This is a genomic window from Peptostreptococcaceae bacterium, assembly GCA_016649995.1.
Classification (GTDB): domain Bacteria; phylum Bacillota; class Clostridia; order Peptostreptococcales; family BM714; genus BM714.
On record JAENWJ010000032.1, the window covers coordinates 1 to 18,334 of the forward strand.

Consider the following 18,334-nt stretch of genomic DNA (forward strand, 5'->3'; position numbering starts at 1 on the left):
AAAAAAAGACACGAAAACAACTGCCTTTTTCCGGTCTTCTTCCTATTTTAGCATTTCTATCCGGTTTTTTATCTCATCACTGCTCAGCCCATAATCCTCAGAAGACAATCTTGCCACATATACATGCTTATCCATTTCATATGTGCAAATTATCATTTGAGCCTCTATTCCGCTGGCATCGAGGATTCTCAAGATGGCTTCGATGTCCGAAGCATGTTCTTTCTCGTCTGCAAGATAGAAATTGATTTGGTCGAAGTTCCCGCTTCCGTCAAACGGCTTTTTCCCGACGCCCGTTACACTTTCTATCTCGACAATAATCGGGCTCGCCTCAAATATATCCCCTGTCATAGCGTTATATTGCATCTGGCTTTTTGAGGCCGGATAGTTGTCCGAAATCTTCTTGGTGTTCCAGCTCTTTGAAACAGTAAAATTCGTATAATCATCAAGGCAATCAGCTTTCGAAACGAAATTGCCAGATATGGGATCTACAATCACGAATCCGACCGAAAATGTCTTGCCGGGATAGGCCTCTTTCAAATGAGCTGAAAACTGCCCTCTTACAACAATAAGAAATGCAACTCCCGCAATTATCATTGCGGCCAGGACCACCGCTGCAACCTTTAAAGTCTTTTTCATTATACTTACTCCCTTTATGTTCTTCAAATGAAACAATATCAAAAAAGGACTCCAAAATGTCTGTCCCTTTTTAGTCCTTTTTTGAATCGGTCATGTTTCTTACATACTTAAGTGTCGTATTGGCTTTAGTCCTCACTGAACGAATTTCGAATTTCTTCAGAGAAGACACAAAAGGTGTAAGCTTTGTGAACCCGTAGTTCCTAGTGTCAAAATCTGTGTAGCGTTTATTCAGCACGCTGCCTATCTCCGCCATGTAGGCCCATCCATCCTCGTCGGATATCTCGTTTATTATGGTCCTAATTGTTTCCACCAATTGGTCCTTGCTTGTCATTCCATTTTTAATTTCGTCCTGCTCGGGTTTCTTCTTGTTTGTATCCTCTTCCGAATTCTGAGCCATAGATGCTAAAACTTCCAGATATTTGAATTTTTCACAGGCGGCTATGAATGGCTTCGGTGTCTTTTTCTCGCCCATTCCTATAACCTGCATGCCCGCCTCCCTAAGCCTCATCGCAAGCTTCGTGAAATCGCTGTCGCTCGAGACGATGCAAAACCCGTCGACATTGCCGGAATATAGTATGTCCATTGCGTCAATTATCAGTGCGGCGTCTGTCGAATTTTTTCCCGTCGTATAGCCATACTGTTGAATTGGATTTATTGAATGCTTGAGTAGAATATTCTTCCAACCCCCAAGTTGCGGTTTTGTCCAGTCCCCGTAGATTCTCTTGTATGTAGGTGTCCCTTGGTTTGAAATCTCGTCAATTATAAATTTAATGTATTTGTCCGAAACATTGTCTGCATCAATCAATATTGCTATCTTCTTGTCCTTCTGCATATTGCCACCCCTTCGCTTATTCTATAGAAAAACCCGTCTGTGCTGTTCATTCTCCCTTGCTTACAGCAGACTAATCAGACATCTGAATCCGTCCGAATCCGCAACTGCTCAGTATATCTTCTTTCATATGATAGTAAAGAATGATTTCATTATTAATCTTTATACATCTCTATATTACCAAATTTTTCAATGGCAATGTAAAAACCATTTGTTAATTTTGAATTTTCTATTCAAAATCACGCACTTTTCAAGCACGCTGCACCACAAAATCCCTGCAGCGTGAAAGCCTGATTTGTTTATATTCTTTTAAAATTGAACCTCTCACGACTAAAGTCGCGAGATTCTTAGGAACAGAGCTTACTTGATACCAAAATGTTTCTTTAGTGTCAGCGGTTTCTCTTATTAACTAAGCTATCCCCGTCGTCCCGACGGTTCTATTAGAGGCTTATGCTGATAACAACCTAAGACCCTCTCTGCGTATAATAAATCTTTCTTCTACTTTTCAATCTTCAAATTGCAACCATCTATTGTGCCACTTTCAATCCGCTCTTGAAACCGTCCCCGGTGATTTATCATAGCCCAAATATATCGGATATGTCTTCGGTTGCAATCTCCCTCTTACTTTTCCTTCCCGCATTTTTCAGCATGCTTTCCAATTTTCGCTCCATCGATTTTCTGATTAAATCCTGCCAGTCTAAATCTCTAAGCGTGAAAAAAAGCATAGGATTATTATCCAATCTTGCGCCTATTCCATATAGTACCGCCGCTACATGTTTGCACATATTGGCCCAGTCCGGACAGCTGCAGTCAAAATGAATTTCTTTTGGAGACGGAAACATTCCATACTTTTTATCGGTGAATAAAACATCCAATTCCTTTGGAAATTCCCCAGTAATCAATTGTTCCAAGGAATCGATTCTATGATTGCACAGCTCCGTGACCTGCTCCCACTTTTCGTTGCTTAAGGCATCAATTACAATCTCTACATCGTAGGGTTTTGCCCTGCTTCCCTTAACTTTTCCCGTTACTTTTCCTTTAGATATCTTCAAATCCAAGACTGCATTATTGCGAACATAGCTTTTGCCTCTTGCAATTCTATTGCTATAGTCCGCATAACTTTCCAAATTTAAGTTCCATGCCTTTCCCCACCAGTTTTTTGCCAATGCCCTTCCTTCAATAATCACGGGTTCGATTTCCGGATTTTTCTTTTTTAATTTTTCTAAAGCCTTATTCGCTTTTGCTTTTTTCGCCGCTGCCGATTCATACTTTGGGAATCCATAAGAACCCATTATTCATCACCCCTTAGCGAAAATATTTCCATCAGTTCTTCATTATTGTACTCTGTTATCCATTTTTCACCGTTGGCGCTTAGAATGTCTCCTGCCAATTTCTGTTTTTCTTGAATCATGGCATCAATCTTTTCTTCTATAGTGCCCTTTGCCACAAATTTGTGTACCATGACATTCTTCGTTTGTCCAATACGGAAGGCTCGATCCGTAGCTTGATTTTCAACAGCCGGATTCCACCATCTGTCAAAATGAATCACATGATTTGCGGCAGTAAGATTCAATCCTACCCCACCCGCCTTAAGAGAAAGTACCATATAAGGAATATATTGCTCACTATTGAACTGCTTTACCATTTCATTTCGTCTTTTCACAGATGTGCCGCCATGAAGCACGAATCCCTCTTTCAAAAATATGCCTTTGAGAAAATCCGAAATCGGTTCCGTCATCTCCCTGAATTGAGTAAAAACAATGACCCTTTCTCTTTTCTCGCGGATTGTTTCGCATATTTCTCCCAATTGTTCAAACTTGCCGCTATGCTTCGGCTTATAGTCTTCTCTGCCCAGATATTGATCCGGATGATTGCAAATCTGCTTAAATTTCATTATGCTGGACAAGACAAGCCCTTTTCGCTCAATGCCTTCCGTTACTTGCAACTTCTCTTCAATCTGCTCTATCAACTTTTTATAAAGAACAATCTGCTTTTGTGACAAGGTGGTATAGGCATTCATTTCCAGTTTTTCAGGCAGATCCGATATAATACTTTTATCGGTTTTCAGTCTTCTCAATATGAATGGTTGTATTATCTTGCGCAACTTTGCATAACCGATTGCGTTGTCTGCAAGCCCTTTCGTAAAGTCTGCAAATTCTTTGATTGTTCCTAAAAGCCCCTGATTCAAAAAATCAAACAAGGACCACAAATCGCTTAGTCTATTTTCAATCGGAGTTCCAGTCATAGCAATTCTCATCTTGGCCGGAATCTGTTTTATAGCTTTTGTCTGCTTCGTTCCCGGATTCTTTATGGCCTGAGCCTCATCCAGGATTAGGCAGTCCCATTGTCTGCTCTTTAATATTTCCAACCGTCTGGCCATACCATATGTGGTGATATACAAAAAATGATTTTCCCTGATTTGAATAGTTTCCGAACTTTTCAGATCACTTTTATGCAAAATTTGATAAGACATTTCAGGTGCGAATTTTTCGATTTCCTTCTGCCAATTTCCAATCAAAGAGGCCGGAAGAATTAAAAGCGCCTGCCCACCGTTATGGATTCTTGAGTATTCCAAAAAAGCAATCACCTGAACCGTTTTACCAAGTCCCATGTCGTCTGCCAAACAAGCACCAAATCCCAATCGGGACATTTGATAGAGCCACTGATAACCGTTTCCTTGATACTCCCGCAGGATCGCGTGGAATGATGGTGCTATGTCAACCTTTTGCATACTCGCTGGACAACCCAAGGTTTCCTTCATCGCTTTGAACCATTGCCCATTGGAAACCGATACGTCAATCTCATCAGTTGAAATATCCAGCAACTTGTTCATGTTTAATTCCAGCCTCATGGCATCTCCAAGAGATAAAGCATCATCTTTTGCCAAGTCTTTTACCTTATCAAAGGCCTGAAGTGCTGCTTCCAACTTCGCTTTGTCAATCTCAACCCATTTGCCTTTATATTGAACCAGCCCCTCTGCCATTTCCAAAAATGCTCTTAATTCCTGTTCGTCAACCGCGTCAGCTCCTATCTTTAGAGATGGTGAAAAGTCCATAATAGCATCCAATCCAACCTTGGATGGTTCTTTTTCTCCTACAACGACCGAAAGTCGAATCGAATTGCTGCGCTTACGCCACCAATCCGGCACTCTGCACATTATGCCGGCCTCTTTATAAATCGCAATCTCCTTTAAAAACGTATATGCCTCTTCCACAGTGAATTTCAGCGGCGAGAACAATTCGCCGCTTTCCATCAAGCCAGAAATGAAACTGCTCTTTTCGGCAGCTTTGGCAACCGTTGAGATGAGAGAAAGCAGCTTCTTTTCATCACCATCAAATTCCTCTAAAGCATTTTTCAAAGGGGTATGCAGTGCTCGCTTGCTTTTGACCGGTTTTGTTGAATAAGTAGCCATAAAAGCAAAGGGATATTGATCTTTCTTGTTTTCAACCAAATGAAAGAACACCCTTCCCACTATGTTGATATTATCGTTATGCTCGGAAAAATACCTGGCAACCGTACCCTCATAGCCCTTGATTTCAGTCCTGAAAACAATTAATAGAGTTTCCCATATACTCCGAATCCAATCGTCGTCGACATATTCCATGCCAATTGCAAATGGCAACTTATCTTTAAGCATATCGATCTCATCATCATCCAAATCAACCTGAACGGAATCCCTGTCGAATTCAAGCTCTGCATGTTGGCATATTTTTTTAACCAACAATTCTGCAATACCATATAGATATTCAACTGGTGGCGAAAACCATTTTGCCTTCGTTAAAAAACCAAGATGGAATAAGGCGCTATATTTGTCATCTTCAAATAGACTCGCCCATTCCTTTAGGGGATCCGGCTGTTCTGTCTCTACCTCCTCTACCTCCTCTACCTCCTCTACCACAAAACCTTCCGGTGTGAAATAGGCATATAGTTGTTGCACTTCTCGTCTTTTTATTCGAGACATTATTTTGAACCTCCTTAAAATTACCCGTAAATTCATCTGTAAAATCATCCAAAAGAACCGGAAGAGTTCTTTCAACCGCTCAAGGTATAATCTCATCACAAATGCCAAAATCAATGCTAAATGGTGTCCGTATCTTATCTATACAGCCAATCAGATTCACTCAAACTGCCCATTATAGCCACTTCCCTATCTGCGACTCCACTTTCCTCTTGATGTTGAATATCTCTGCATATTCAAATAGATGTCTGATGTTCTTTTTAGAATCCCTGATATAACGCATGACTGCATTTGAAAATACTTCCTTTTCAAGTTTCCTCTCATAGCGCATAACATCACACATCGTGCGGTCCCTGTCAAAGATTCGCACATTCACCCCATTTATCACAATACTAGTTAGTCCCACACTCAAGAATTTATATTCCTGATAGAAAGGCTTAATATAAGGATAATCAATATCGTACTGACTCTTCTCGCTATCTCTATCAACAGCAATCTGCCAAGCAGGCGGAATCCTGTCTATATAATTATAATGAAGCAGTGCACTTTCCAAAAATATCACAGCATATGGGAACAGCCTGGCAATGATTGCCTCTTCAGCATTCACTTCATCCGAAAGTTCATAAAAGCCTTGTTTGATTTTCGAAAGTTTACCTTGTTCAAGAAGTCTTTTGATCTGGCGGCTGCCAAGTCCCAATTGGTTCAGTTGTGCAGTTTTAAGGATACCTCCATGCTTATGAAACTCATCAATAATTTTTCTCATATCAATCATATTTGCACCTCATTATCCTCTTTGCATTTTAAATGCGAATATTACAGTGCAATTATACCACGATAATTATTGATTTTCAACGTCCATAATACCAAAGTCTGCAGTAGCTTTTGTCTGTCTTCGTCATCTTCGAATATGCTCTTGCCTATTATATTTCACCATTATATGTATATTCAACTTTGGCTTTTTTCTCTGGCCGCTCTCGTCATTGTTCTCACCACAAGGTAATTTCATTACATTATGAACCTGAAATAAAGCAACAATTCCGTTCCATTGCTTAGTAACGGCAATTAAATTAATGATTTTATCCCATCTTTTTGATATGATAGAAAAAAAGGCAAAGGAGAATTTCATGAAAAGTCGTTTAGACACAACTCTAAAAAAATCATCCAAACCAATCTCTCGAGACGCATCCGTTGCGGAATTCTTGGCCCGCAATACCAAGGAGCAGCTTCTCGACATAAAGCGCGCATGGATGTTCTCAATACCTTCTACCTTCAAAAAGCAGGAATTGGTTGAAGCTTTATCTAAAAAAATCACACAATCCATGCCGGAATGGTTCGAAACTGTGCCATGGCCTTCATACGCACTTATGACAGAAGAATTGGAACTGCCCGTTGACGATCCTGAAGTTTCCATTGCTGTAGATGACCTTCTCATAAGGGGTATAGGTTTTTTCACAATAGTAAACAATAATATAGAATTAATGATTCCAAATGAATTGAAAGCGCTGATTCCCACAAATGCCAATGCTATAAAAAAAATTGAACAGAATCATCTTAGAGTAATCCTCATCCAAGGATTAATTAATCTATACGGTCTAATAGAAATTGACAATTTGGTTGAAATATTAAACTCAATTGTGTTAGAACCCATGAATTCATACGAACTCAAGAACTGGATAGAGACAGCGGTCTTCATGTATTTAGACAGCAACTTGCTGTTCATAAACGGCAAACCTTTTCTCGTGCATGATTATGTCGATGACCCTATTAGCATCCTCTTCGAAAAACCGGAACTCGAGCCATACAATTTTTCTCTTGAAGATATCAGCACCCTTTGCTACTACCGCACAACAGAAAAATCACAACCCTATCTTGATAACATGCTAAATGCAATATATGATCACGAAATACTCGATGAAGATGGCTTGGATGAGGCCATTGACCTTCTCCAACTTTCCTTCTTGAACGACGAAAAAATCATAGAAGCAATTAAACAGGTTTTGGAATGCATAAACTCCAAGGATTTGGATGATTTAAATTCTGTAACCCACATCATAATGGATTATCACAACCACAGCCCGAAATGGATTCTGAAAGGCAACTCCCCATCAGATTTGTTAGATAGAAAAATTTCTCGTATACACAAGCCAGCAAACCCAATCAAAAAAATCAGCCGCAACGATCCATGTCCCTGCGGCAGTGGAAAAAAATACAAGAAATGCTGCCTTGCAAAAGACGAAAAGAACAATGTGACGCGAATTCATTAATCAGCAGTTTTCCGTCGTAAAGTTGAAACCTAGGGACCGATTTTTCAAACCCAAAAATCCGTCCCTAGCGATTCCACACTACAAATCAAAAACGTGATAATATCACGTTTTTTTTATTATATTCGTGGCATTATCACGTTTATTGTTTTTTAAGCTATTATATGAAAAATAATCAAAAGGATTCGTCTCCGCTTATTGCATCTTCTACAGCCTTCCAACCGCCACTCGTCCACGCCGAAAGAACTTTGCTCCTCCTCGACCCAAAAGCGACAGGCCTTCTAAGCTGGCCATTCTCATGGCTTGCCTTCTTGAAATCCGATTCCACCAGCAGCATTTCTTTTTCCACTTCACCCATAAGTGAAAGGGCTTTTTCGCTGTTTGCAAGCAGTACTGAAACGCCTTTCTCTGTATCAACTTCAGGATGGAACTTCTCTATCCCCCAGAAATCTCCAATGGTAAAGTCCCCGGTTCTTATGCCGGATGCGAACGGACAAACATAGCAGCTCTCCCGCAGTATGTCAGCCCTATTAAAAAGGTCGTAATAGACAAGGTCCTTTGCCTCAATCGATGTCTCCAGTACCTCTCCGCCCTTGTCATAGACCACTTTGGCCTTCATGGAATCCCATCCGTTGTCCTTGTCCCGGAATCTGAAGTCCGTAACTCTTCCGCCAAGTTCCTTCTCCAGTGTCTCGACCTGGGCCTTGAAAAAAGCGGGGCTGGGCACACCGTAGCAGACTAGATCCGCAGTTATAAGCCTTTCCGGATTCTCCCCAAGAAAAGCCCTAAGGCCTGCAATCTGGCAAGGAGTTCCCGTAAAAAGCACCCACTGGCCTCTTGAAAGATACTCGGCCGCATCAGCAAAAACCCTTCCCATTTCGCTTTGAACATACTTTGAACCCTGAAGTTCACTCAGGCCGTCAATCCCGTCTATGCCTTTGTGAAAAGCAGTCATGTCTCCATCGTAGGCGCAGCCGTAGACCCGGCCGCCTCTGCCGAGCACCATCTTGGCAAGAGCGCCGAATGCACCTCCGGATGCGCTCAATTCGAGAACGGCATCATCCCTGTTTACGGCTGCATACGCGGCAATAGGGCTTCTCCCCCATTTTCCCGGGTTCTGGAAACCGCACGCCTCAAGGCAAAGCCCGCACTCCAAACATAATTCCGAGTTGATCTCCGGATACAAAAATCCGTATTCGTCCGCAGTCATAGAAATTGCATCTGCAGGACATGCATTTGCGCACGCACCGCAACCGCAGCAGTCCTTTTTCTCCTTATATAAAATCATAGCCATTCACCTCTTTACCTATATTCTACACCAATCCGCGGACATAAAATAAGCTTTCCATGCCACCAAAAAATCAGAGCATCTTTTCCAACTCGACTTTCTTCTTTCTCCATCCCATGCTTTTAGCCCATTCTCTGTATGCTTCCCTTTCCTCCATATCTTCCGATTTATATATATTGTAGAGAAAATCGGCAAAACCGCCCATGCCTCCGACATCATCCATTACATATCCACCTTTTTTGTTTATGCAGACCGGTTTATGTTTGTCATTAACAATACCAACTGCTTCACTTAACCAGTTTTCTTCTATAACATCTTGTTCGCTTAGCTCTTTCCAGTCACTGAATCTTGTTATTTCAACAACCCAATTATCTCCAAAATCATAATTGTAGATCAACTTGTCCGTTACCGGTTTCAAAGCATGTCCGTCCATCCATTTTTGAATTTCCTCGCATTCCGCCAACTTGCCGCCTTTGACCCCAAGAACTTCAGCCACGGGTATTCTTTCAAGCAATTCGTCAAGCGCCGAGTCAAATGAAATCGAATTTGTCAGCTCCCTGATTGTCAAATCGAGAATCGGGGCTTTCTTGATAATTTTTGTTTTCTCCGACTCATCATCCTTTTTGTCTTTAATGCGTTCATGATAGTCATAGAAAGACTCCCTAACTTCAACTATAGGGAAGCGCCGAATCATCTCCTCGACACTGCCCTTAGCCTCGTCATAATCCTCGGTATACCCTCCAAAGACATATGGACCTATATATTTTTTTCTCAGCCATACCTTGATGTTTCCATAAATATAATCGTCGTCCCAGAACTGATCATCTTCATCATACGGCAATCCCTGAAACAAAATCCCAACAAGCTTCGCCCACTCCCTCACGCACTTTCCCGTAAGGCGCTCATAGTCTTTTTCATCTAATCTGAACGCCCTGAGATGAGAGTTTTGCCATCCGAAAAGTCTTTGAATCGCATAGTGAAGATTATGCAGGGGCATATCCGCGGGAATCAGGACATCCCTTGTTATTGTCCCTCTTTCTGTAGTATCGGCATATTTCATCAACAATTTCCTGTGTTCTTCACTGCACCATTCGTTTATTAATTCCATATGCAGCAATATTGGCTCATCGTCATCTAAAGAATCCGTGTCTGCTTTCTTATTTTCATTTTCTTTCATCAAATTGCAGAATAATTCAAAGGATTCTTCCAGCGTATATGTGTATGGTCCTTCAGTAAATTCATTGAAAAGCGCTTCTAGGCCATCATCATCAAAGTAATATATATTGTTCCATATGAATCTTTGGATTTCGTCCGATTTTTGCATTATGATTTTAAGCAGATCTTTCAAATCTTTCTCAACTCGCATACATAACTCATATAAGTTGTTTTCCACAACTCCCAAAGCCGAAATGGTTTCTAATATCATTTCATCACCCGAAACTTCTTCTTCACTCATTGCTACCCAAGTTAGTGGAGTATACAATTCAATACTTTCATCCAATTCGCTAAAAAGAGAATCACTTATTGACCAATTCTTATGGTAGTCCATGTACCTACCGACAAGCAATATCGCATACTCTTTCAAATCGTTTTTATTATTGAAATCATATGGTTTGCCTCGATGATTAGTTCCAAGTTTGTCATTTAATGCCCCCAGAACATCCCTTTCATCTTTAGAATAAAATCTATTGTTCATCTTTTGCACCCCTTCCGATTATTTCGCGATGTTTACTCTTATTCCGATATATCCTTTTAATTCATATAATAGGTCCCCTATGCGATCATATTTATTGTTGTAGCAATTGGCATAGCTTCCGCCTATGCGTCTCATTATATATGTGATTCTATTACATGAGAGCCTATACTAAATCAACCCGCTCCAAGAGGAAATCAAACAAGTTCAGATGTACTATACCGTCTTTTGATAAATCTATTTTATCCATTGTTATTAAATATTTAGGATACTGGTCATTAATTTTCAGCAGCGAATTCATCTCCCTGTCGTAAGTACTATCACCGAGTACAGTTAAACTAACCTGAAAATATAGTCTCGCAGATCCTTTCACCGCAATGAAATCCACTTCATGGGACAAATTTTTTCCAACTGTTACTTCATAGCCTAATCGAAGCAATTGAAGGTACACGATATTCTCTACCACATGCCCTATATTTCCTTGTCTATATCCTATAAGTTTATTTCGAAGACCTGTGTCTACTACATAGTACTTCCCGTTGGTTTTCAGCCGTTCTTTTCCTCTGATATCATATCTCTCACATTGATAAAGCAAATGCGCATCGCACATTTGCCGAAGGTAATTGTCTACTGTATCGGAAGTAATTTTATGCCCATGTGATATCATTGTGTTCTTGATTGCATTAGCCGAGGTATTATTGCCAATGTTTTCAAACACAAACTTTGCCACCTTATAAAAAGCGCCTTCATCTCTTATCTTACCTCTAAGAATAATATCCCTTGTAAATATCGAATCAAACAAACCTGACAGTATTGCTTCAACCAATTCTTGTTGATTAGCTAAGCTGACCGCCGGAAACGATCCAACACGAAGATATTCATTAAAATGTTCCTCTGCCTTTTCCTCATCATAAGATCTAAACTCAAGAAACTCTTTAAAGGATAGAGGCAATATTTTAATTTCTATATACCGCCCAGACAAATACGTAAGATGTTCCCCTAAAAACATTCTCGAATTTGAACCGGTAACATAGATATCGGCATTAAAGCTAGCCCTTAAACTGTTTATCACTTTTGCCCATTCAGGCAGCTCCTGCACTTCATCGATTAGAAAATACATTCTTTCATTGTCAATCACTTTATCTTTAATGAAATCATGCAATAGTTGTCCGTCTTTTAAATCATCATACATGAATTTTTCATAATTAATTTCAATAATCCGGCTTAATTCCACGCCCTGTTCAAGAAGATACTCTTTAAATAAAGCAAGCAAAGATGATTTTCCCGATCGTCTAACACCAGTAATCACTTTTACAAAATCATTGTCTCTATATTGAATTAGTTTATCTATATACCTTTTTCGATTTATCATAGTCGCCTCCTTTCCTAATTATAATTGATAAAATTACATATTTCAATCTTTTTTCGATTGATAATAGGAATTATTATATTATTGCATACTTTTTCTGATAGCAAAAAATAAATTACAGCATACCATTAAGAGATTTTGATTATTTTTACGCGCCTTTATCGCTGCGCTGAAGTTTATTCATTATTGGACATGTACAAAGAACCATCGTATAATAGACTTCAATCGCAATATTTCATGATACAAAAAACTATATGACAGGGAGATTTGACCTATGATTAATGTAGACAGAACTAAATGTATAGGATGCGGAGAATGCATAAAAGATTGTTTCCCCTCTGACATTGTAATGGATAACGGAAAAGCATTTATAAAAAATGTCGCTTGCTTCAAGTGCGGACATTGTATCGCCGTGTGTCCTGAAAATGCAATATCCACCGATGAATACAACATGGAAGAAGTAAAAGAATATTCGGAAGAATCGTTCAAAGTCGATGCTGAACATTTACTTAACTTTATTAAATTCAGAAGAACAGTCAGGCGCTTCAAGCCAAAAGATGTAGAAGCTGAAAAGCTCTTAAAAATCATCGAAGCCGGAAGATTCACCCAAACTGCAAGCAACCTGCAGGATGTGTCATTCATAGTTGTTAAGGACAAGCTAAATGAATTAAAGGATTTGACATATGACAGATTAAAAAGCATTGCAGAGCATTCTTTAGCCGGCACGGACCCGACAAATGAAGTCATTGTTCGATATGCAAAGATGTGGCTGGCCATGCATAAGGAGTATAAAAGCAAACCCAATGAAAAGGACAAATTATTCTTCAACGCTCCCATTATCATTATAGTAACAGCCAAGTCGCAAATAAGCGGCGCCCTTGCTTCTTCAAACATGGAACTTATGATAAACGCCCTAGGCCTTGGAACCTTGTTTAGCGGATTTTTTGTTCGAGCCGCAAATGGAAACAAAGAAATCCATGACTTGCTTGATATAAAGAAAGGTAAGGAAATAGTTACCTGCATGGTAATCGGGTATCCTGACGTAGAATATAAAAGAACCGTTCCGAGAAAAGCAGTCGATATTTCCTGGAAATAATCGATACAAATTGCTCATTTATGAATTGAAACAACTATACCGCCAAACCCCAATAATCGGGCTTGGCGGTATTAAATTTGTACTCTTTTGGGGCCTAGCCCAAACCGTCAGTCCTTCTGTCCCGCAATATCCTCCGCGGATATCCCTGGGCAGTGATAACGCCATTCCTTCTTCGTATAATACTTGGCCCCGATGGCCTGCATTTTAACGGCTATGGAAGAAAAATTTGTGGATCTACCTTCCAGCGTTTGCTGTATTTGGGCTTTTTATTGCATATTGGGTATATAACAGCTATATGAATAGTCAATCTGCGCTTATGCTGCTTATCATCTTTATTGATGTCGCGATAGTTGTTTTAATAATTTTAGAATACAAACGCTTGAAAGAAGAAAAGGAGAGGATGTGACTATGAAAATTAAGAAGATCATCACCATAGCGATAGTAATATTGTGTCTTTGCCTTGTAACAGGTATCGGTGCGTTTATTTACAATACTACACACGGTTATAAAATCAGTAATGATTTTGTAAGCATCCCTCTTCAATTTAATCCGGATGATTCCTCTTCAACTTATCAAACACAGAATGCAGAGGTCACCGTTTATGGCGGTTTTATAAAAGGCATTCAAAAAGGTAAGAGCGGTACAGAAAGCCTTGTCATCAGAGCATTATCGCCACTGCCGGCTGTGACAGTTAGAGGTGATAATGTTAGTACCGTTTCATTGCTGATTGAAAATATAAACCCTGATTTTTATGCAAAGAACATTACTGGTAGTAACTTACCTGTGACCAAGGTGATGGTCAATACATTGCAATTCAGTGTTGCAGTGAGTGCAGGGGAAATAATAAAAATTGATCCATTAAAGCCAAGTGGTACAGATAACGCAGGAAAATATAAATACATAATCCTCGGTGACACTCGCGATGGATATGACACTTTTGAGCAGATAATTCAGCAGGTAAATGGAGAAAAACCTGCATTTGTCATTGACAACGGAGACCTTGTATTCAGCGGAAAACCGAATCAATACCGACTATTTGACCAAATGGTATCAGAGATCTCTACGACCTTGTGTACCACTCCCGGAAATCATGACATTCGTGGGAATGGGAGAAGCACCTATACCATGCTGTATGGCCCAGCATATTATTCCTTCGATTTTGCAGACAGCCATTTTGTGTTTTTGGACTCATCTCCAGGATGGGCTGAAAAGCAGGCAATTTCTAATGAACAGTATACATGGCTGGAAAAAGATTTGAAAAAGGCACAAGGTAAACGCATTTATGTCATTACACATATACCGCCACAAGACCCAAGAAGCGGTGTCACAACCAACGAAATTCCAAACTATGTAAACGAGATGAAAAGCAACGGAAATTGGTTGGAGCAGAAATTAAACAATTACAGCGAAAGTAAGAATATGGATCACGGTTTCCAAGACCCGCTGGAAGCAGCAAAGTTTGAAAATATCATGAGTACGTATCATGTAGACACGGTATATCTCTCCCATATTCACAGTTACATGGAATATACAAAGGATGGTGTGCGGTATCTGATTACCGGGGGTGCAGGAGCAGAGCTTTTAACCCCAAACAGCTATTATCACTATATGATTGCAAAAATTGGAGATGTTAAAACAGTTACAATTGTGGAATTACCCTCCCCGGCGAACAGCTACCCTATGCGATATGCGGCGGCTGCACAGCTGTTTACCGAAGCGATGTATAAAGAAAATCCCCTTGCGGTTGTGTTCGTCATTGCAGGATTCGTATTGCTTATACTTTTGTTAATTGCCAAGATTTATTTACGTAAAAAACAGCCAATTGACACTCTGGGAAAATGGCTGAGCGATATTGCTAAATTTGCTGTTAAACGGTTCAAGGAATTATTTGGTAAGAAGTAAAGATTAAATTGATCAATAGTTCAAAGCTGAGAAAATAATGACAACTTTAACTTTAGAGGTTGTTCTTATCGGGGGCAAAATTTATGAAAACTGTTAATATTAAAATTAAGTACTTATTACTATTGGTATTGTTCTTTACAATATCTTATATTTCATTGCTTGGAGCTTACCACTTTGCCAGTGATAAATCTTCGTTTTTATCGCTGGGGATATTTTCAAAAAAATTATTTATAGAGGTTGCATTTCTTTTGGTTGTATATTATATGACTGATGCATTAAGGTTTTATTTCACTTTGAAAGCAATCAATGTGAATGTCTCCATCAAATATATAATAAATTTGGCATTTATAAATATTTTCGTATCCAATATAACGCCTTCTGCAACCGGAGGAGGTGTTGCACAAATCTATTTTCTGAGCAAAAAAGATGTGCCGATTGGAGCTGCTATTGCCGGATCTTCAATAAGAACAGCCCTTCCGCTAATATTCTTCGCAATATTTACGCCTATAATACTGATATTTGACAAGAACGTCGACAGATTATTTCCAGGTAGGAATATTTTGTTTTTTGTGGGGATTATGGTGATGTTAGATATAGCGATAATACTTATAATTTTAAAATTGTTCAAGAATCCCGATGTTGTTATAAATATTTTGAAAAGAATTAAACTCTATTTTGAAAAGCGAAAAAAAAGCAACAGAGTTCATGCGCTACTTGATAAATTAATTGGTGAGATCAAACGGTTTCCGAATCATATTAAAATGTATATTACCGGAAACAAAATACATGTATTTCTATCAGTTTTTTTTACTCTGCTATATCTTTTCACATTATTTCTATTCCCTGTTTTGCTAATTAAGGATTTAAATCCTTCTGCACCGGCAGTAGAAATAATACTTTCACAGATTGTAATAACTTTTGTGATGTATTTTGCACCTACGCCAGGAGCTTCAGGTGTTGCTGAAGCAACCTTTATACTTTTGTTTTCAAATTATGTGAGTCAGGGAGATATTGTTTCGTTAACATTTACTTGGAGACTATTTACAATATACATCGGTGTAGTCATCGGAATGATTCTATTTTACATCCAGGTCATCAATAATCGCGATAAAATTCATGTGAATAAGTTAGGGAGGGCGGATTTTTGAATAGAAACCTATTAAAAACATTAATATATATCAATGTTTTAATCCTTATTCTCATATCCTCATATAAAATTTATCTATTTTATCATGAATCCGATTTTCAAGATTGCAATTATGAAAACATGAAAATGATAGAAAGGATTGGAGAAAAAAGTCTATTTTCTTTTGCAGTTGTAGGATCGGTTAATAATTCTATAGATATTTTTCAAAACAAAATTATTGATGAAATAAATTCAAATAATGATATTATATTCGCTTTTTCGACTGGAAATGCAGTGCTTGACGGTGCAGAGGATAAATATCGAATGTTGAATAATTCACTAAAAAGACTTCAGGTGCCCGTATTAATTGGAATAGGTGATAATGAAATTTCTGATGGAGGAGATAGAAGGTTTTATAAACATTTTGGGCCTTATTATTATTCATTTGCTTATGGTGACAACTATTTTATTTTTATAGATACAACGGGCATGACGCCTATTGAATCGCAAAAAGATTGGATATCGAATGAATTAAATAATGCAGATAGATATAGTCATAAATTTGTATTTATGAACGACGCTCCTATAGAATTGACTAAAAAAAATCTGGTTTTTAACAATTATTATATTGAGGATAAAGACTTTAGAACATTTCTTCTGGATGAATTTTCAATACATGAAGTAACAGGTGTTTTTACTAATGGATCTATGATTTACGAGAAAAAAATATCTAAAGACGTGCCGTACTATTCGAGCGGTGGCGCAGGAGGACTTCTTTTAAAGGACACTTCTAATAATTTTTTTCATTATTTAAAAGTGGAAGTTTCCCCAGACGGTGTAACCGTAGAACCGATTGAAGTACCTTTGATTTCCCGTCATCCCATTACTCAAAAGATGGAGAGTATATGGATTTTTATCCATTCAATTTTCTATGTTCAGTTTGTAAATATTTTACTGGCCATATTTTCAATTTTGTTTTTGCTTTTGTTTCTTCACAGGAAAGCATCTAAAGATGTCGACTACTATAAGGATTTCAGTGTAATAAATAGTAATATAGATATAAAGGACAAATTGAGTATAGCAATGTTTACAAACAATTATCTACCATTTGTTGGTGGAGTTCCAATCTCCATCAAAAGACTTGCGTACGCTTTGAGAAAAAGAGGACATAAAGTAGTGATATTTGCTCCTGAATACCCAGGAACATATGACTATGAAGATGATGTGTTTCGGTGTAAATTGCTTTTTTATAAAAAAACAAGCAAATTCAATTATGCCATTGCAAATATTTATTCACCTAAAATAGATAAGGAATTTATGAAGAGCAGATTCGATGTAGTGCATGTCCATCATCCATTCTGGATGGGTGGAAAAGGACTTAACCTAGGTAAACAGTACAATATTCCAGTAGTTTTAACATACCATACTCGTTTGGAAATGTATTCTGACAACCTGCCGATTTTCAAATTGGTATTTAAAAATATATTGTCCCACCGGATTATTAGAAATTTCGCTCAAAAATGTGATGCAATCATATCTCCAACAATATCTGCAAAAGAATATCTGGAGAATGTCGGCGTAAGCAGACAAAAACTTATATTGCCAACAGGGATAGATTTTGAAAAATATAGAGCTGTAGATGAAATTTCCATAGAAACTATTAAAAATCAATATGCACCAAAGGGCGAAGTACTATTATGCTCAGTTTCGAGATTATCAATAGAAAAGAATATTAATTTTCTAATCAGAGGATTAAATTTTGTAAAAGAACATTCGACTATAAAGTTTAAGTGCATGATTATTGGAGACGGACCCGAAAGAGAAAATATACAGAATTTAATAGATGAACACTCGCTAAATAATGAAGTTATTTTGATTGGTTCGGTAAATCAAGAAGAGATTTCCAAGTACTATTTGGCATCGGACTTGTTTGTTTTCAGTTCATTGTCTGAAACACAAGGGATGGTTCTTTTGGAAGCAATGGCGGGGAAATGCCCTGTTGTTTGTGTTAGATCTAGCGGAACAGACGACGTAATTAGTGTCTACTGATTAATTTACGATAATTATTGTGGGACTATCGATAATGAAAATTTACGCCCAAATAATAACTTCCAAACAAAGAATAAAAAAATGCGTGAATGAATCTTAAATAGATTCATCACAAATATTGACAATG

General features: G+C 38.4%; 14 protein-coding genes. 6 read left to right on the plus strand and 8 right to left on the minus strand.

The features are described from left to right. Positions 1-42: 42 nt before the first annotated feature. The 5 genes from JJE29_06430 to JJE29_06450 all read right to left on the minus strand — a co-directional run bounded on the left by JJE29_06430 (position 43) and on the right by JJE29_06450 (position 6,195). Positions 43-636: a hypothetical protein gene (locus JJE29_06430; GenBank protein ID MBK5252251.1), complete on the minus strand. Its 594-nt coding sequence runs from the start codon at positions 634-636 to the stop codon at positions 43-45. Between the two features lie 70 nt (positions 637-706). Beyond that, positions 707-1,468: an NYN domain-containing protein gene (locus JJE29_06435; protein MBK5252252.1), complete on the minus strand. Its 762-nt coding sequence runs from the start codon at positions 1,466-1,468 to the stop codon at positions 707-709. 572 nt (positions 1,469-2,040) lie between these two features. Continuing rightward, positions 2,041-2,757: an SWIM zinc finger family protein gene (locus tag JJE29_06440; GenBank protein MBK5252253.1), complete on the minus strand. Its 717-nt coding sequence runs from the start codon at positions 2,755-2,757 to the stop codon at positions 2,041-2,043. Continuing rightward, on the minus strand, positions 2,757-5,426 hold the full coding sequence (locus JJE29_06445; GenBank protein MBK5252254.1) for a DEAD/DEAH box helicase: 2,670 nt from the start codon (positions 5,424-5,426) through the stop codon (positions 2,757-2,759). Before JJE29_06445 ends, JJE29_06440 begins: the two co-directional genes overlap by 1 nt. Positions 5,427-5,598: 172 nt before the next feature. Next, on the minus strand, positions 5,599-6,195 hold the full coding sequence (locus tag JJE29_06450; GenBank protein ID MBK5252255.1) for a type IV toxin-antitoxin system AbiEi family antitoxin domain-containing protein: 597 nt from the start codon (positions 6,193-6,195) through the stop codon (positions 5,599-5,601). 352 nt (positions 6,196-6,547) lie between these two features. Between JJE29_06450 and JJE29_06455 the strand changes: the two genes are divergently transcribed. Further along, a complete protein-coding gene (locus JJE29_06455) occupies positions 6,548-7,687 on the plus strand; it encodes an SEC-C domain-containing protein (GenBank protein MBK5252256.1) in 1,140 nt (379 codons plus the stop codon). 172 nt (positions 7,688-7,859) lie between these two features. On the opposite strand, the gene JJE29_06460 is transcribed toward JJE29_06455, so the two are convergent. The 3 genes from JJE29_06460 to JJE29_06470 form a co-directional block, all read right to left on the minus strand. Further along, positions 7,860-8,972 carry a Coenzyme F420 hydrogenase/dehydrogenase, beta subunit C-terminal domain gene (locus tag JJE29_06460; GenBank protein MBK5252257.1) on the minus strand — a complete coding sequence of 371 codons (1,113 nt, stop codon included), beginning with the start codon at positions 8,970-8,972 and terminating at the stop codon, positions 7,860-7,862. 73 nt (positions 8,973-9,045) lie between these two features. After that, positions 9,046-10,668 (minus strand): hypothetical protein, encoded by a 1,623-nt coding sequence (locus tag JJE29_06465; GenBank protein MBK5252258.1) that lies wholly within the window; start codon positions 10,666-10,668, stop codon positions 9,046-9,048. A 163-nt stretch (positions 10,669-10,831) separates the two neighbouring features. After that, positions 10,832-12,037 carry an ATP-binding protein gene (locus JJE29_06470; protein ID MBK5252259.1) on the minus strand — a complete coding sequence of 402 codons (1,206 nt, stop codon included), beginning with the start codon at positions 12,035-12,037 and terminating at the stop codon, positions 10,832-10,834. Between the two features lie 271 nt (positions 12,038-12,308). Between JJE29_06470 and JJE29_06475 the strand changes: the two genes are divergently transcribed. From JJE29_06475 to JJE29_06495, 5 genes are all read left to right on the plus strand, one after another. After that, complete coding sequence (locus JJE29_06475; GenBank protein ID MBK5252260.1) at positions 12,309-13,130, plus strand: nitroreductase family protein; 822 nt, start codon at positions 12,309-12,311, stop codon at positions 13,128-13,130. A gap of 226 nt (positions 13,131-13,356) precedes the next feature. Further along, positions 13,357-13,536 (plus strand): hypothetical protein, encoded by a 180-nt coding sequence (locus tag JJE29_06480; protein ID MBK5252261.1) that lies wholly within the window; start codon positions 13,357-13,359, stop codon positions 13,534-13,536. 2 nt (positions 13,537-13,538) lie between these two features. Then, positions 13,539-15,032 (plus strand): metallophosphoesterase, encoded by a 1,494-nt coding sequence (locus JJE29_06485; protein ID MBK5252262.1) that lies wholly within the window; start codon positions 13,539-13,541, stop codon positions 15,030-15,032. Positions 15,033-15,115: 83 nt separating this feature from the next. Then, a complete protein-coding gene (locus JJE29_06490; protein MBK5252263.1) occupies positions 15,116-16,180 on the plus strand; it encodes a flippase-like domain-containing protein in 1,065 nt (354 codons plus the stop codon). Next, a complete protein-coding gene (locus JJE29_06495) occupies positions 16,177-18,207 on the plus strand; it encodes a glycosyltransferase (protein MBK5252264.1) in 2,031 nt (676 codons plus the stop codon). The genes JJE29_06490 and JJE29_06495 overlap by 4 nt, the downstream gene beginning before the upstream one ends. Positions 18,208-18,334 lie beyond the last annotated feature (127 nt).

Coding starts and splice junctions, on each gene's coding strand:
- JJE29_06430 (MBK5252251.1), bottom strand. CDS start 636: ATGAAAAAGACTTTAAAGGTTGCAGCGGTGGTCCTGGCCGCAATGATA.
- JJE29_06475 (MBK5252260.1), top strand. CDS start 12,309: ATGATTAATGTAGACAGAACTAAATGTATAGGATGCGGAGAATGCATA.
- JJE29_06460 (MBK5252257.1), bottom strand. CDS start 8,972: ATGATTTTATATAAGGAGAAAAAGGACTGCTGCGGTTGCGGTGCGTGC.
- JJE29_06440 (MBK5252253.1), bottom strand. CDS start 2,757: ATGGGTTCTTATGGATTCCCAAAGTATGAATCGGCAGCGGCGAAAAAA.
- JJE29_06470 (MBK5252259.1), bottom strand. CDS start 12,037: ATGATAAATCGAAAAAGGTATATAGATAAACTAATTCAATATAGAGAC.
- JJE29_06465 (MBK5252258.1), bottom strand. CDS start 10,668: ATGAACAATAGATTTTATTCTAAAGATGAAAGGGATGTTCTGGGGGCA.
- JJE29_06435 (MBK5252252.1), bottom strand. CDS start 1,468: ATGCAGAAGGACAAGAAGATAGCAATATTGATTGATGCAGACAATGTT.
- JJE29_06445 (MBK5252254.1), bottom strand. CDS start 5,426: ATGTCTCGAATAAAAAGACGAGAAGTGCAACAACTATATGCCTATTTC.
- JJE29_06485 (MBK5252262.1), top strand. CDS start 13,539: ATGAAAATTAAGAAGATCATCACCATAGCGATAGTAATATTGTGTCTT.
- JJE29_06490 (MBK5252263.1), top strand. CDS start 15,116: ATGAAAACTGTTAATATTAAAATTAAGTACTTATTACTATTGGTATTG.
- JJE29_06450 (MBK5252255.1), bottom strand. CDS start 6,195: ATGATTGATATGAGAAAAATTATTGATGAGTTTCATAAGCATGGAGGT.
- JJE29_06455 (MBK5252256.1), top strand. CDS start 6,548: ATGAAAAGTCGTTTAGACACAACTCTAAAAAAATCATCCAAACCAATC.